We start from the raw sequence: 14,480 nt of genomic DNA on the forward strand, positions 1-14,480 counted from the left end.
GTGGAGGCACGGGTGTCGGATGATCGGCGGAAACGCCTGCTGGTGGTGGAGGACAGCCCCATGATGGTGCGGATGTACCGCATGGTGCTGGGACCGCGCTACGACGTGACGTTCGCCGCGGACGGCGTGGAGGGGCTGGACGCCGCCGCCCGCGACCCGGACGTGGACGGGATGGTGGTGGACATCAACATGCCCGGGATGGACGGGCTGGAGTTCATCCGGCGGCTGCGGGGCGAGCTGGGGATGACGGGCGTGCCCGTCCTCGTCTGCTCCACGGAGGCGGACGAGGCGGACCGGGCGTCCGCGCGCGAGGCGGGGGCCAACGGGTTCCTGCCCAAGCCCTGGCAGCCGGCGGAGCTGCTGGCGGCCCTGCAGGAACGGCTGGGCGGCGCGTGACCACGCTGGCCGTGCGCGTGGGCGGGGCGGAGTTCGGCCTGCCGGCCAGCGCCGTGCGCGAGGTGGTGCGTCCGCCGCCCATGACCCGCGTGCCCTTCGCGCCGGCGGCCGTCCGCGGCGTGGCGCAGGTGCGGGGGACGGTGCTGGCCGTTGTGGACCTGGGCGCGCGGCTGGGGATGGCGCCCGTGGGGCAGACGGGGCGGCTGGTGGTGGTGTGGGGCAGGGGGCGCGAGGCGGTGGGACTGCTGGTGGAGGGCGTGGTGGGTCTGGTGGAAGGGGATGCGGCCGAGGAGCCGCCCCCGGACGAGGCAGAGGCGGCGCTGCCGCCCGGGTGGCTGGCCGGCGTGGCCGTGCCCGCCCCGGGGCGGCGCGTGGCCCTGCTGCACCTGGAACGGGTCCTGGGCGAAGAGGCGACATGAGCCTGTCGGAGTGGTTCGGACACATGCGGGTGCGCAACAAGATCCTGCTGGGCTTTGCGCCCGTGCTGCTGCTGATGGCGATCATCGCCGCGGCGGTGGTGGCGCAGGGCCGCAACGTCTCGCGGCTGGACCGCGTGTCGCAGCAGTCCGAGCGGCTGCAGCGTGAGGCCGAGATGCTGGAGGTGGCCATCATGGACCGCACGCTGGCCCTGCGCGACTTCCTGATCAGCGGGCAGGACACGGCCCTCCTGATGTACGACGACGCCGACCGTCGCGTCCAGGAGCACCTGGCGCAGTCCCTGGACCTGGTGATCGACGGACGCCAGCGGGAGCGGCTGGAGCGCGTGCGGACCCTGGCCGTCGACTGGGTGGATTCCGTCGCCGACCCGGGGAAGGCCCTGCGGCAGGCCACCCTGCGGCCCGGCGGGCCGGGGATGGACAGCGTCGTGCGCTTTTTCCAGAGCGGGGTGGGCCGCCGGGGTGCCACCCGCGCCCGGGCCGTGCTGGCGGATTTCGATTCCGTGGCCGCCCTGCTCTCCGCCGAGCGGCGTGACGCCGTCAAGGCGGCCAACGACACGGCCCGCGACACGGCCATCGGCCTCACGGTGCTGGGCATCATCGTCTCGCTGGGCGCGGCGTGGTTCCTGGCCAACCGCATCAGCCGGCCCCTGCAGGACGCCGTGGGCTTCGCGGGCGGCGTGGCGGCGGGCGACCTGACGGGCGAGCTGCGGACGGACCACCGCGACGAGCTGGGGCAGCTCATCACCACCCTCAACCGCATGTCGGGCGACCTGCGGGGCGCGGTGGGCGGGGTGAACACGGCCGCCGGGCAGACGGCCGCCGCGGCCGACCAGATCGCCGCCACGTCGCAGCGCCTGGCCGAGACGGTGGACGACCAGGTGGCCGCCACGGAGCAGACGTCCACGTCCATGGAGGAGATCGCCGCGCAGATCACCCGCGTGGCGTCCAGCGCGGAGTCGCTCGCGGCCAGCGTGGAGCAGACGAGCAGCTCCATCGCCGAGATGGGCCAGTCCATCGAGCACACGGCCGCCAGCGCCGACACGCTGGGCTCCGCGGTGGAGGAGACCTCCGCCACCATCGAGGAGATGGCGGCCAGCATCCAGCAGGTGGGCCGGCACGTGGACGAGACGCGCCGCATTGCCGCCGAGGCCGAGGCGGCGGCCACCACGGGCGGCGAGACCGTGGGGCAGACGGTGGACGGCATGCGCCGCATCCACGATGAGGTGAACCGGCTGACGGACCGGATGCGCGTGCTGGGCGGGCAGGGCGAGAGCATCGGCCAGGTCTCCGAGACCATCGAGGACATCGCCGACCAGACCAACCTGCTGGCCCTGAACGCCGCCATCGAGGCCGCCCGGGCCGGCGAGCACGGGCGGGGCTTCGCCGTGGTGGCGCAGGAGATCCGCCGCCTGGCCGAGCGGTCCGTGGAATCCGCCCGGGAGATCGGCCACACCATCCGCGCCGTCCGCGGGGGGATGGACGCGGCCGCGGAGAGCAGCGGCGCCCTGGCCGAGCGCACGCAGCAGGGCATCACCCTGGCGGAAGGCGCGTCGCGGGCCCTGGAGCGCATCGTCACCTCCGCCTCGCGGACGAGCCAGCTCATGCAGGAGGTCTCCCTGGCCACGGAGCAGCAGATCCTGGCCGCGCGGCAGGCGCAGGAGGCCACGCAGCACATCCAGCGGGTAACGGACGAGGTGCGCATCGCCACGCGCGAGCAGTCGCTGGCCAGCCGGCAGATCGTGGATGCCACGGAGAACATGAACCAGCAGACGCAGGAAGTCTTTGCCGCCACGGCCGAGCAGAAGCGGGGCGGGGAGATGATCCTGCGGGCCACGGAGAACATCGCCGCGGGCGCCCGCGCGGCGCAGACCAGCGTTCGCGAGGCCCGCACGGCCGCGCAGGACGTGGCCACGCAGGCCGCGCGTCTCACCGAGCTCGTGAGCCGGTTCCGTGTCTGACTTTCTCACGTCCGACGGCGTGGCCGCGCTGCTGGCCGCCGGCAGCGGCGACGAAGCCGCCGCGCGGGTGATGGCCGCGGCGGCGGACGAGCGGCCGTGGGTGCGCGAGCGGGCCCTGGCGTCCGTGCCCCGGCTGGAGCACGCCCGCCTGCTTCTTCCCGCGCTGGAGGCCGCCCTGCGCGACGGGGGCGACGCGGGGCGCCGCAACGCCGCGCGCTCCGTCCTGGCCTCGCTCTCCGCCCCGGGCGCGCTCCCCGGCGCGCTGCGGATGCTGGACCGCCTGCTGCGCCACGACGGCGACGGCGACGTGCGCCTGCTGGCCGCGTCCGCCCTGGGCGAGTCCGCCAACCCCGCGGCGCGGCCGGCGCTGGAGGCGGCCCTGCTGGACCCGGAGGCCAACGTGGCCGCCGCCGCCGCGGACGCCCTGGGCTCCCTGCGCGACCCGCGCTCCGTGGAGGCGCTGGCGAAGGTCGTCGCCGGCGGGGACCCGTGGCGCGCGCTGGCGGCCGTCTTCGCGCTGGGCCGCATCGGCGCGGCGCGGGCGCTGCCGGCGCTGGCGGCGGCGCTGGGCGACCTGATGCTGGCGGGCGCGGCCGTGGAGGCCATCGGCGAGCTGGGCGACCCGGCGGGGCTGGAGGCCCTGCGCGGGCCCGCGGAGTCGGACGACGCGGAGCTGCGGCGCGGGGCGCTGACGGCCGCAGCGGGGCTGCTCCCCGCGGCCGCCGGACCGCCGCCCCCGTGGCTGCGCGCCGCCGCCGCGGGGGACCTGCCGCACCTGGCGGAGCGCTTTCGGGCCGAGGAGGCGGCGGACGACTGCGTGGCCGTCCTGCTGGGCGCGGCGGGGACGGCGGACGCCGCGGCCCTCCTGGCGGACGCGCTGGGCGACGCGGAGCGGGGGCCGGCGGCCGGCGGCGCGCTGGGGCTGCTGCCCGCGGACGTGGCCATCGCCATCCTCCTGCCCCGCATTGAGCGGGGAGACGCGGCGCAGCGCGAGGAGCTGCTGGCCGCCCTGCCGCCCCTGCCGGACGGGGACGCTGCCGCGCGCGTGGCGGCCCTGCTGGGGGACGGGGACCCGGAGGTGCGCGCCACGGCGGCGGACGCCTTGGCCCGCGCCCTTCCCGGCGCGGATGCCCGCGGGCTTCTGGAATCCGCCCTGGCGGACCCCGCGCGGCGGGCGGGCGCCGTCCTGGCGCTGGGCCGTCTCCCCGGCGGCGCCTGCGCGCTGCTGGCGCCCCTGCTGGAGGATCCATCGGCCGAGACGCGGCGGGCGGCGGCGGAGGGGATCGCCCGCTGCCCGGACCCGGACACGCGTGCCGCCGTGGCCGCCGCCCTGGGGCGCGAGACGGACCCCGCCGCCCTCCGCGCGCTGGCCAGCGCCGCCGCCGTCACCGGCGGCGCGGACGCTGTCTCTCCCCTGGCGGCGCTGGCGCGGCACGGGGACGCGGGCGTGCGCTTCGCCGCCCTGCGGGCGCTGGGACGGACGGGCGCCCCCGAGGCCCTGGACGTCCTGCTGGACGTCCTGGGATCGGCGGACGACGCGGGGATGGAGGCGGCCGCCCTGCAGGCCCTGGGCGAGCTGGGCGACCCGCGCGGGGCGGACGCCGCCGCCGCGCGGCTGGAGGGCGGCGGCCGCGACCTGCGGCGCGTGGCCGCCATCGCCCTGCGCAAGATGGCGCCGGAGGGCGCGGCCGAGCGGCTGGTGCGCGCCCTGGCGGACGGGGACTGGCGCGTGCGGCTGGCCGCCGCGCGCACGCTGGAGCGCGTCCACGCGCCCGGCGCCGTGGATGCCCTGCGCGCCGCGGCCGAGCACGATTCCGACCCGCTCGTGCGCCGCGCGGCGGCCCGGGCGCTCCGGGGGGGCTGATGGCGGTTGCCCTGTCGGACGAGGAGTTCCGCATGTGGGCGGAGTGGCTGGGCGAGGAGCTGGGCCACCGCTGGGGCCCCGAGCGGCGCGAGATCCTGCGCACCCGGCTGGAGCCGCGCCGGGCCGCGCTGGGGCTGGAGAGCTTCGACGCGCTCCTCTTTCACCTGCGCTTTCACCCGGAGCGCGAGGCGGAGCGGGCGCGGCTGGTGCCGCACCTGACGAACAACGAGAGCTACTTCTTTCGCGAGCGCGGATCGCTCGACGTCATCCGCGACGAAGTGCTGCCCGAGCTGGAGGAGCGGCTGGGGCCCGGCGGGCAGGCGCGGCTGCTGAGCGCCGCCTGCGCCGCGGGCGAGGAGGCGTACACCCTTTCCATCCTGGCGAGGGAAGCCGGACGCTTCACGGCGCCGGGCGCCCTGCGGGTGACGGGGGTGGACGTGGACCCCGCGGCCCTGGAGCGCGCGCGGGCCGGCACCTACACCGAGCACGCCTTCCGCGGGACGGACGCCGCGTGGCGGGCGCGGTTCTTCGACGCGCGGGACGACGGCGGGTGGGAGGTCAAGCCCGCCGTGCGCGCCCCCGTGCGGTTCAGCGATGCCAACCTGGTCCAGGACGGCTGGTGGCGGGCGGTGGGGCCCCAGCACCTGGTGCTTTGCAGGAACGTGATGATCTACTTTGACGAAGACGCCGTGCTGCGCGCGGCGCGGGGGCTGTGGGAGGCGCTGGCCCCCGGCGGGTACCTGTTCCTGGGCCACGCCGAGAGCCTGCGCCACGTGCCCGTCCCCTTCGAGCTGCACCGCCGGCCGGGCGCCCTGTTCTACCGCCGTCCCCTGGAGGCCGCGTGACGGAGCCCGCCCGCGTGCTGCTGGTGGACGATAGCGCCTTCGTGCGCCGGGCCACGGAGCGCATGCTCGCGCCGCTGAAGGACGTCTGCGTGGTGGGCGGCGCCCGCGACGGAGAGGAGGCCGTGCGGCAGGTGCGCGACCTGCGGCCGGACCTCGTCATCATGGACGTGGAGATGCCGGGGCTGGACGGCATCGCGGCCCTGCGGCGCATCATGCGCGAGTGCCCCACGCCCGTCCTCCTCCTCTCGTCCCACACCCGCGACGGGGCCGACGTCACCCTCCGCGCCTTGGAGGCGGGGGCCGTGGACTTTTTGGACAAGAGTGGGGCGGGGACGGCGATGGACATCCACGCCCTGGCCCCCCTGCTGCGCGAAAAGGTGGGCGCCGCCCTCCGCGCGCGGACGCAGGCCCTGGACGGTGGCGCGCCCGCCGCCCCCGCGCGAAAGGGAAAGGGGACGGCGCCGGCCGCGCAGCCGGGCCGCTACCGCGTGGTGGCCATCGGCTCGTCCACGGGCGGGCCGCGGGCCCTGGCGGAGCTGGTGCCCGCGCTGCCGGCCGGCTTCGCGGCGGGGGTCGTCATCGCCCAGCACATGCCGCCGGGCTTTACGGAGACGCTGGCGGAGCGGCTGGACCGCCGCAGCCCCCTGGCCGTGGCCGAGGCGCGCGACGGGGACACCGTCCTCCCCGGCCACGTGCTCATCGCCCCGGGGGGGCGGCAGATCCGCGTGGAGCGGGCGGACGGCGGGCTCGTCGTCCGCGTGTGGGACGATCCGGACAAGCTGCACAAGCCCTGCGTGGACGTGCTCTTCGAGTCCGTGGCGCGGGCCGCCGGCGCGGCCGCCGTGGGGGTGGTGCTCACGGGGATGGGGGCCGACGGCGCGGCGGGGCTGGAGCGCATGCGCCTGGCGGGGGGACGCGGGTTCGTGGAAAGCGCCCGCACGGCGGTGATCAACGGGATGCCCGCCGCCGCCCGCGGCGCGGCCGAGCGCGACGTGCCGCTGGACGAGATGGCGGGCGTCCTGGCCTCCATCGTGGGGGTGGAGTGATGGCACGCGTACTCGTGGTGGACGACCAGAAGGTGTCGCGGGCCACCGTGGCCGCCATCCTTTCTTCCGTGGGGCACACGGTGGACAGCGCGGCCTCCGGCCCGGAGGGGATCGAGCGGGCCCGCGGCGCCTGCCCGGACGTCATCGTCCTGGACGTGCAGATGCCGGGGATGGACGGCTTCGAGGTCGTGGAGCACCTCAAGCGCGACGCGTCCACGTCCGCCATCCCCATCCTGCTGCTGACGGCCCAGGCGCCCACGGATGAGCTGCTGGTCCGCGGGCTGGACGCGGGCGCGTACGACTTCCTGAACAAGGGATGCAGCCGCGCCGAGCTGCTGGCCCGCGTGGGGGTGATGGCCCGCATCAAGCGCGGCTACGACGAGCTGTCGTCCGTGGCGCGCGTCTCCGGCCTGGCGCTGGAATCCAGCGACCTGCAGGCGCTGGCGGACGGCGTGGCGGGGCAGGTGGCGCGCACGTTCCGCGCGGAGACGGTGCTGCTGAACCTGCCCGGTGACGGCGCCCTGTCCGAGGTGCGGGCCAGCTGCGGCATGCCCACCTTCGACCCCCGCTGGTTCGTGATGGTGGACCTGGTGCTGGAGCGGCTCGTCTGCCGCCCCGGCGCCCCCGCCGTGGTGCTGCGGCCGGGCGACCCCGGCGACTGGCCGCACCCGTTTGGCGCGGCGGCGGCCGTGTGCGTGGCGCGCTCCACGGGCAGCCCCGCCGTGCTGGCCGCCTTTCGCGCCGACGCGGCCCCGTTCGACGACGACGACCTGGCGCTGCTGGCCGTGCTGGGCCGGCAGGCCACGCTGGCGCTGGACAACGCCGTGCTGCACGCGCAGACCCGCCAGCAGGCGCGCACCCTGGAGGAGCAGGCCGCGGCGCTGGAGCACGCCATGACGGAGCGGTCACGCTTCTTTGCCAGCATGAGCCACGAGCTGCGCACGCCCATCAACGCCATCCTGGGCTACAGCGACCTGCTGCGCGAGGGCGTCTACGGCGACCTGTCCAGGACGCAGGGCGGGGCGCTGGAGCGCGTGGTCCGCAGCGGGCGGCACCTGCTGGAGCTGGTGAACGACGTGCTGGACATCTCCAAGCTCGAGGCCGGCAAGCTGGAGATCTTTCCCGAGCCCACGGAGCTGGGGCTGCTGCTGCGCGAGGTGGCGTCCACGGTGGAGCTGCAGGCGCGCGACAAGGCGCTGGACCTGGTGCTGGACCTGGCCGGCCCCGTCACCGTGGTCACGGACCCGGGGCGGGTGCGGCAGATCGTCCTGAACCTGCTCTCCAACGCCGTCAAGTTCACGGACCAGGGCTCCGTGCGGGTGATCCTGGGCTCGTACGGGCGGTGGGCGGAGGTCTGCGTGGAAGACACGGGCCCCGGCATCGCGCCCGAGGACCAGGAGCGCGTCTTCCAGGAGTTCGAGCAGACGCGCGGGGCGGCGGGGCGGGGGGGCACGGGGCTGGGGCTGCCCATCTCCCGCCGGCTGGCCGGGCTGCTGGGCGGCAGCCTCACGCTGCGCAGCACACCCGGTGAGGGCTCCGTGTTTACCCTGCGCCTGCCGCTGAGCCCCAGCGCGCCCACGGACTGAAACAGCATTTCTCACGCAGAGCCGCAGAGGACGCAGAGTACTTCATCGCGCGATGAAGCTCCTCCGCGCCTCTGCGGCTCTGCGTGAGAAATCAGTTCCGTCGTTGTGGATGAAGATCGGCGGGCTTACGTTTGTTTTCCCTCGCTGGTCTCATCCTCCTGATCCGTATCGACATGCGCTTCCTCCGCACCGCGCTTCCCCTCGCGCTCCTTGCCCTCGCTACGCCCATCACCGCGCAGGAGTACCGGGCGCCTTCGACGACCGTCGTTGAGGTGCTGGGCCTGCGGACGTGGACGCGGGAGATGATGGAGGACTCCGTCGCGCGCTTTCAGCCCGGCGTGTCGCTGGCGGATCACGCGTGCGCCGTCATCCTGCGCGACTCCATGGGCTTCGCCAACGCGGCGTCACGCACCCTGAACGTCGGCGACACGTCGTGGACCGTGCTGCCCGTCGTGGAGCCGCAGCGCCGCGCGCAGGTGCGCTTTGCCGCGTACACCGTCCGCCGGCCCCAGCAGGCCGCGTGGGCGGACGTGTTCGCCGTGCTGGAGGCGCATCCCCAGTCCCTGGGCGGGCTGCAGTATCCTGGCGTGCTGCTAGGCGATGCCGACAGCGCCTTTGGCCAGCCGCTGCCCCAGGGGACGGACGCGGCGAGGCAGGCCATCCGCGGCCACCGCACGCCGCGCGACTGGGCGCTTGCGCGCGACGCCCTCCTCTCCGACAGCAGCTACACCAACCGCACCGTGGCCGCGCTCGTACTGAGCAACTTCGCGGAGCGGGATTCCACGTACTACCTGCTGGCGGACGGTCTTCGCGCCATGGACAGCGGGGCGTCCGCGGCGGAGCTGGTGCTCCGCGTGCTGCGGCGTGACGCGCCGCGGCCGGTGGACTGGGCGCCGGCGAGCTCCACACTGACGGCGTTGTTCGGCGGGACCAACCTGTTCGCGTACACGGACGTGATGGAGGCGCTCGTGGCCACGCGGGTGGATCCCGTGCTGGGCCGCGAGCTGGCGCGCGTGGATACCATCCTGCTGCTGGACCACCTGGGCGCGCGCAACCCCGTGACGCCGGGCTCGGTGCAGCGATACCTGGCCTACGTCTACGGCCGCGACCTGGGCCGCGACCCCGCCGCCTGGTCCGCCCTGCTCTCCGCCCCCTGAGCCGCGCTCCCGAATCGCTCCGGAAAAGCAGTTGTTTCCTGAGGGGCCCTCACGAACTCGACCGTGCACGGATGCGTGTGGCCCCGAAGGATCTTCCCGCCCGGGCAAGGACCCGGTCCAGCGGCGAAGTCCCTGCTCCGCGAAGGAGATCCATAGTCCTGTGAGCGGGCGGTCCCTCAGGAAATCAACGCTATGCGCGGTGTTATGCGGGTTCGCTATGAGAGGCTGTTTGTAACCCGCGTCCGCCCATGCGTCATCCTGAGGGAGCGCCGCGCATAACGTGAACGCATGCAGGACTTTGGCGCGACCGAAGGATCTTGCGTGCGAGACTCGGAGGCGGCTTCCGTGCGAAGAGGTCGCATCCGGGTTCACGGGCACGGCCCTTCGTCGCCGTCATGGATCACGCACGGACCAGGACTCGTGCGGCGGCTCCCTCGGGATGACGCGTCCCACGGGAATCCGTTCAACCTCCCCCAGGGTTTTTGGGGGAGGTGCGAGCCTGCGCGAGCGGAGGGGGCGCTTCGCGCGGGCGTGCCACGCGCACCGGGTCAAGCCATTCGCTCCCGCCCCGGAGAGTACCCGGGCAGAGGGCACGCTCGCGCACGAACGCAGAGAGCCCCCGGCGCGACAGTGGCGCCGGGGGCTCTCGTCACGCGGGCCGATTCGGCCCGTCAGGGCGTGTACACGGAGTTCTGCGCCCTGGGCGTGCCGCGGCCACCGCCGCCGTACACGGACGTCACCGACGCGTCGCCCCAGTTGCTGCCATCCATGTTGCTGTTGTCCAGCGCCGGGTTCTTGAGCTCGCGGCTGATGCCGTTCTGCGCCGAGAGCGCGGCGCTGGAGAACTGGGTGCGGTCGATGGTCAGCGTGTCGGTGCCCACCACCCTCGCGATCTTGACGGCGTCGAGGCTGTTGGCCAGCGTCATCGCGCCCCCGTACGAGTAGTCCAGCGTCACCCCGCCGTTCAGGGCGGTGTTGGGGTTGTTGCCCAGCACCACGTACCCGCCCGGCTGCACGACCACCGAGCTGCTGATCAGGTGGTACGGCCGCCGTCCCGACGCCGCCGAGTCCGCGATCACCAGGTCCTGGAGGTCCACCGGCAGCGAGCCGGCGTTGTACAGCTCCACCCACTCGCTCGTGTTGTCGCTCTGGCCGATGCCCGCGTTGTCGAGCGGGTTCACCATCACCTCGTTGATCACCAGCCGGGGCTCCATCGACGTCCACAGCGCCACCGAGAACCGGAACCCCGTCGCCGTCGGCGGCATGTGGAACTGCCACGTCCTGGGCGCCGAGACCTCGTTGGTTTCCAGGATCTCGTTGTACGTGTGGTACGCCTGGTTGGCGCCCGTGAAGAAGGCAGTGCCGTTCGGGTTGTCCACCGTCACCTCGCCCACGCCGCCCGTGGCGGACGGCTCGGCCATGAAGAACACCATCACGCCGTCCGTGTCGGCCGTCACGCCGTCGTACGTGCCGATGGCCTCGTTCATCAGGTTCTGCACGGTCACGTCGACGGAGAACGTCTCCGTCGCCGAGTCGTATGCCGCGTTGGACGACGCCAGCCGGACGTACACGTTCTGCCCGCCCAGGATGACGCCCCGGGCGCCGCCCGTGCCCGGGCCGAGCGGCGCGCAGGTCATCGCCTGGCGCGTGGCCGTGCAGTCAAAGGCCTGCAGGGCACGCTCGGGCAGCGCCGTCTCCGGGGCGGTGCCCAGGCCGGCCGGCTGGTCGGCACAGGCGGCCATCGCCAGGACGACGAGGGCCGGCGCCAGGAGCCGCCCCGCGCGGGCGGCGTGAAAGGTGGAGCTGTGCATGAGGATACGGTCACGTGGGTGGATGAGGGACGTCCCCCTGTGCAACTCGTATCGGACGAAGGCCGGGTGGAGTTTAGCGTCCGCACGGCGCCCCGCGCGCGTCCACCGCTCCGGGAACGGTCGAGGGTCCGATGGGTCAAGCGAAAGAGCCCCGGCGCCGATGTGGCGCCGGGGCTCTCGTCGGACGGACCGCCCGGGGCCGTCAGGGCGTGAACACGGAGTTCTGCGCCTTGGGCGTGCCGCGGCCGCCGCTGCCGTAGACGGAGGTCACGGACGCGTCGCCCCAGTTGCTGCCGTCCATGTTGCTGTTGTCCAGCGCCGGGTTCTTGAGCTCGCGGCTGATACCGTCCTTTGCCGAGACGCTCGCGTTGGAGTACTGGGTGCGGTCCAGCGTCAGCGTGTCCATGCCCACCACCCGGGCGATCTTCACGGCGTCCAGGCTGTTGGCCAGCTGGTTGAGCGCCGTGCCGTACGAGTAGTCCACCGGGACGCCACCGTTGTCCGTCGTGTTGCTGCTGCCGCCCAGCACCACGTACCCGCCCGGCTGCACGACCACCGAGCTGGCGATCAGGTGGTACGGGCGGCGCCCCGACGCCGCCGAGTCCGCGATCACCAGTCCCTGGAGGTCCACCGGCAGCGAGCCCGCGTTGTAGAGCTCGAACCACTCGTAGGGCTGCTCCGACGTTACCGGCGGGCTGGGGTTCGCCATTACCTCGTTGATCACCAGCTTGAGCTGCACCGACGTTTCCAGCGCCACCGTGAAGCGGAAGCCGGTGACCCCCGGATCCATGTGGAACTGCCACGTCTTGACGGCCGAGACCTCGTTGGTCTCCAGCACTTCGCTGTAGCGGTGGAAGGGCTGGTCGGGGCCCGTGAAGAAGTCCGTGCTGTCTTCGTTCTCCACCGTCACCTCGCCCGTGCCGCCCGTGATGGCGGGCTCCGAGAAGAAGAACACCTTCACCCCCCCGGCGTCGGGGGTAATGCCGTCGGGTGTGCCGATGGCCTCGTTCAGCAGGTTCTGCACGGTGACGTCGACACTGAAGATCTCCGTCCCGGGGTTGTAGCCGGCGTTGCTGGACGCAAGGCGCACGGACACGTTCTGGACGCCCAGGATCACGCCGCGGGCGTCGCCCGTGCGGGGGGCCAGGGGCGCGCAGCTCATCGACTCACGCGTGGCGGTGCAGTCGAACATCTGCAGCGTCGTCTCGGGCACCGTGGCCAGCGGCTCGCCGCCGGGGGCCGCGATCTGGTCGGAGCACGCCGCCATCGCCAGGGTGACGGCGGCCAGGGCCAGGAGCCGTCCCGTGCGGGCGGCGCCAGGAAGGGAGCTGTGCATGAGCGGTAGGACCACGGGTGGATGAGGGATGGAACCGGCTGGATCCCGCGGCTCCGACAAAGGTCCTGCCCACGCGCGATGCGTAACGGTGGGGTTGGCGCCGTCGCGCGGCGAGTGCCGACGGCGGGGGAGCAGACCCGGTCTCCCTCTCTGCGGCTGCAACCAATTCTCGCAGCACGCGTCCCATTGGTCAACTCCGCGCACCCGGTTCGGGCGAAAGTGTCCAGGCCGCACGCTCCGGGGGCAACCCCGTTCCGGGCACGGCGGCCGCGCGGACCGGCGGGGATACCCGGCTCCCGCTGCTCCCGCTGCTCCCGCTGCTCCCGCTGCGTGAAAGCAGGTTTTCCGTTGATGCTGGAAGAAGAACGAAGCCCCGGCGCCGAGATGGCGCCGGGGCTTCGTGCTTGCCGATCGGCGGATGAGCCGGCTCAGGGCACGTACGTGGAGTTCTGCGCCTTGGGCGTGCCGCGGCCGCCGGCACCGTACACGGACGTCACGGTCGCGTCGCCCCAGTTGCTGCCGTCCATGTTGCTGTTGTCCAGCGCCGGGTTGGTGAGCTCGCGGCTGATGCCGTCCTTGGCCGAGGTCGACGCCTGGGAGTACTGCACGCGGTCGATGGTGAGCGTGTCCGTGCCCACCACCCGCGCGATCTTGACGGCGTCCAGGCTGTTGGCCAGCGCCATCGCCGCGCCGTAGGCGTAGTCCACGGTCACGCCGCCGTTGGTGGTGGTGTTGCCGTTGTTGCCCAGGACCGCGTACCCGCCGGGCTGCACGACGACGGAGCTGGCGATCAGGTGGTACGGGCGGCGGCCGGAGGCGGCCGAGTCGGCGATCACCAGGCCCTGCAGGTCCACCGGGCGCGTGCCGCCGTTGTAGATCTCGAACCACTCACCCGAGACGTCGGGGTTCGCGTTGAAGTTCGCGGGGTTCGCCAGCACCTCGTTGATCACCAGCAGGGGCTGCACCGACGTCTCCAGGGCCACCGTGAAGCGAAAGCCCGTGGCCGTGGACGGCATGTGGAACTGCCACGTCTTGGGCGGCGAGACCTCGTTCTTGTCCAGGACCTCGTTGTACGTATGGTACGCCTGGTTCGCGCTCGTAAAGAAGGCCGTGCCGGACGCGTTGTCCACGGTGATCTCGCCCGAGCCGCCCGTGGGGTTGGGCTCCGCCATGAAGAACACCATCACGCCGGCCGGATCGGGCGTCACACCGTCGGGGGTGCCGATGGCCTCGTTCATCAAGTTTTGAACGGTGACGTCGACACTGAAGGTCTCGGTCTGCGCGTTGTACGATGCGTTGCTCGACGCCAGCCGCACGGTCACGTTCTGTCCGCCCATGACCACGCCCCGGGCGTCGCCCATGCCGGGCCGCAGGGACGTGCACTGCATGGCCTCGCGGGTGGCCGTGCAGTCAAAGGCGGCAAGGACCGTCTCGGGAACCAGGTCGCGCGCCGCCACCGAGCCCACGGGCTGGTCGGCGCAGGCGGCGAGGGCCGCCATCAGGAACGCGGATGCTGCGAGCCGCTGGGGAACGCGGACACTCTGCATGGGTCGACTTTCGTGGGAAGCGATGGGATGGGACGGCGCCGGGAGGGACCGGCGGCCTCCGTGCGGGTGGGACGGCACGGGCAGGCAGTCGTTGCGCGCCTAATTTCGTATCCGTCCCCCGCAAAGGCAAGGGCTGATACGTCGATTTGTATCAGGGACCGCGCCGTCCGCCGGGGGAAGGGCCCCGGCGGACGGGTCGCGGCGTGCTACTGCGCGGCCTCCACGGCCGCCTCGATGGCATCGGGCAGGGCCGACAGCAGGTCGTAGCCCGTGGCCGCCTCGATGGCATCCACCGTGGTGCGGTACATGGGCCAGTCGTTGGCCTGGATGCCGCCGACGTTGGGCATGTTGACGGCGATCACCTGGATGGACGAGGCGCTGGTGACGTCGGCCAGCCCCTGCCCGCCGTTCATCACCACGATCACCTTCCAGGTGTGCGAGGGGATGGCCACCCGGCCCGCGCCGTTGAGCGTGGCGGGCGTGGCGCCGTAGAT

The 14,480-nt window shown here is 73.4% G+C and carries 12 protein-coding genes; 8 read left to right on the forward strand and 4 right to left on the reverse strand.

Going from position 1 to position 14,480, the window contains the following annotated elements; genetic code table 11:
* From VFZ20_RS12095 to VFZ20_RS12130, 8 genes are all read left to right on the forward strand, one after another.
* On the forward strand, positions 1–396 hold a 396-nt coding region (locus tag VFZ20_RS12095), incomplete at its 5' end, for a response regulator (RefSeq protein ID WP_329684139.1).
* Positions 393–815, forward strand: a complete 423-nt coding sequence (locus VFZ20_RS12100) for a chemotaxis protein CheW (protein ID WP_329684140.1) — start codon at positions 393–395, stop codon at positions 813–815. The genes VFZ20_RS12095 and VFZ20_RS12100, both read left to right, overlap by 4 nt.
* The gene (locus tag VFZ20_RS12105) at positions 812–2,794 is read left to right on the forward strand and encodes a methyl-accepting chemotaxis protein (protein ID WP_329684141.1); all 1,983 of its coding nucleotides are present in this window, start codon (positions 812–814) and stop codon (positions 2,792–2,794) included. The genes VFZ20_RS12100 and VFZ20_RS12105 overlap by 4 nt, the downstream gene beginning before the upstream one ends.
* Positions 2,787–4,658, forward strand: a complete 1,872-nt coding sequence (locus VFZ20_RS12110) for a HEAT repeat domain-containing protein (protein ID WP_329684142.1) — start codon at positions 2,787–2,789, stop codon at positions 4,656–4,658. The genes VFZ20_RS12105 and VFZ20_RS12110 overlap by 8 nt, the downstream gene beginning before the upstream one ends.
* Positions 4,658–5,503, forward strand: a complete 846-nt coding sequence (locus VFZ20_RS12115) for a protein-glutamate O-methyltransferase CheR (protein ID WP_329684143.1) — start codon at positions 4,658–4,660, stop codon at positions 5,501–5,503. Before VFZ20_RS12110 ends, VFZ20_RS12115 begins: the two co-directional genes overlap by 1 nt.
* Positions 5,500–6,549, forward strand: coding sequence for a chemotaxis-specific protein-glutamate methyltransferase CheB (gene cheB, locus VFZ20_RS12120; RefSeq protein WP_329684144.1), 1,050 nt, complete (start codon positions 5,500–5,502; stop codon positions 6,547–6,549). Before VFZ20_RS12115 ends, cheB begins: the two co-directional genes overlap by 4 nt.
* Positions 6,549–8,135 (forward strand): hybrid sensor histidine kinase/response regulator, encoded by a 1,587-nt coding sequence (locus VFZ20_RS12125; RefSeq protein WP_329684145.1) that lies wholly within the window; start codon positions 6,549–6,551, stop codon positions 8,133–8,135. The genes cheB and VFZ20_RS12125 overlap by 1 nt, the downstream gene beginning before the upstream one ends.
* 173 nt (positions 8,136–8,308) lie before the next feature.
* Positions 8,309–9,292, forward strand: a complete 984-nt coding sequence (locus tag VFZ20_RS12130) for a hypothetical protein (protein ID WP_329684146.1) — start codon at positions 8,309–8,311, stop codon at positions 9,290–9,292.
* A gap of 671 nt (positions 9,293–9,963) precedes the next feature.
* On the opposite strand, the gene VFZ20_RS12135 is transcribed toward VFZ20_RS12130, so the two are convergent.
* From VFZ20_RS12135 to VFZ20_RS12150, 4 genes are all read right to left on the reverse strand, one after another.
* Positions 9,964–11,103, reverse strand: coding sequence for a lamin tail domain-containing protein (locus VFZ20_RS12135; RefSeq protein WP_329684147.1), 1,140 nt, complete (start codon positions 11,101–11,103; stop codon positions 9,964–9,966).
* 202 nt (positions 11,104–11,305) lie between these two features.
* Positions 11,306–12,439, reverse strand: coding sequence for a lamin tail domain-containing protein (locus VFZ20_RS12140; RefSeq protein ID WP_329684148.1), 1,134 nt, complete (start codon positions 12,437–12,439; stop codon positions 11,306–11,308).
* A 428-nt stretch (positions 12,440–12,867) separates the two neighbouring features.
* Positions 12,868–13,986, reverse strand: coding sequence for a lamin tail domain-containing protein (locus tag VFZ20_RS12145; RefSeq protein WP_329684149.1), 1,119 nt, complete (start codon positions 13,984–13,986; stop codon positions 12,868–12,870).
* A 206-nt stretch (positions 13,987–14,192) separates the two neighbouring features.
* On the reverse strand, positions 14,193–14,480 hold a 288-nt coding region (locus VFZ20_RS12150), incomplete at its 5' end, for a DNA/RNA non-specific endonuclease (RefSeq protein WP_329684150.1).

This window comes from Longimicrobium sp. (genome assembly GCF_036280135.1).
In the GTDB taxonomy this organism is placed as follows: domain Bacteria; phylum Gemmatimonadota; class Gemmatimonadetes; order Longimicrobiales; family Longimicrobiaceae; genus Longimicrobium.

Coding starts and splice junctions, on each gene's coding strand:
- VFZ20_RS12105 (WP_329684141.1), top strand. CDS start 812: ATGAGCCTGTCGGAGTGGTTCGGACACATGCGGGTGCGCAACAAGATC.
- VFZ20_RS12115 (WP_329684143.1), top strand. CDS start 4,658: ATGGCGGTTGCCCTGTCGGACGAGGAGTTCCGCATGTGGGCGGAGTGG.
- VFZ20_RS12125 (WP_329684145.1), top strand. CDS start 6,549: ATGGCACGCGTACTCGTGGTGGACGACCAGAAGGTGTCGCGGGCCACC.
- VFZ20_RS12130 (WP_329684146.1), top strand. CDS start 8,309: ATGCGCTTCCTCCGCACCGCGCTTCCCCTCGCGCTCCTTGCCCTCGCT.
- VFZ20_RS12135 (WP_329684147.1), bottom strand. CDS start 11,103: ATGCACAGCTCCACCTTTCACGCCGCCCGCGCGGGGCGGCTCCTGGCG.
- VFZ20_RS12140 (WP_329684148.1), bottom strand. CDS start 12,439: ATGCACAGCTCCCTTCCTGGCGCCGCCCGCACGGGACGGCTCCTGGCC.
- VFZ20_RS12145 (WP_329684149.1), bottom strand. CDS start 13,986: ATGCAGAGTGTCCGCGTTCCCCAGCGGCTCGCAGCATCCGCGTTCCTG.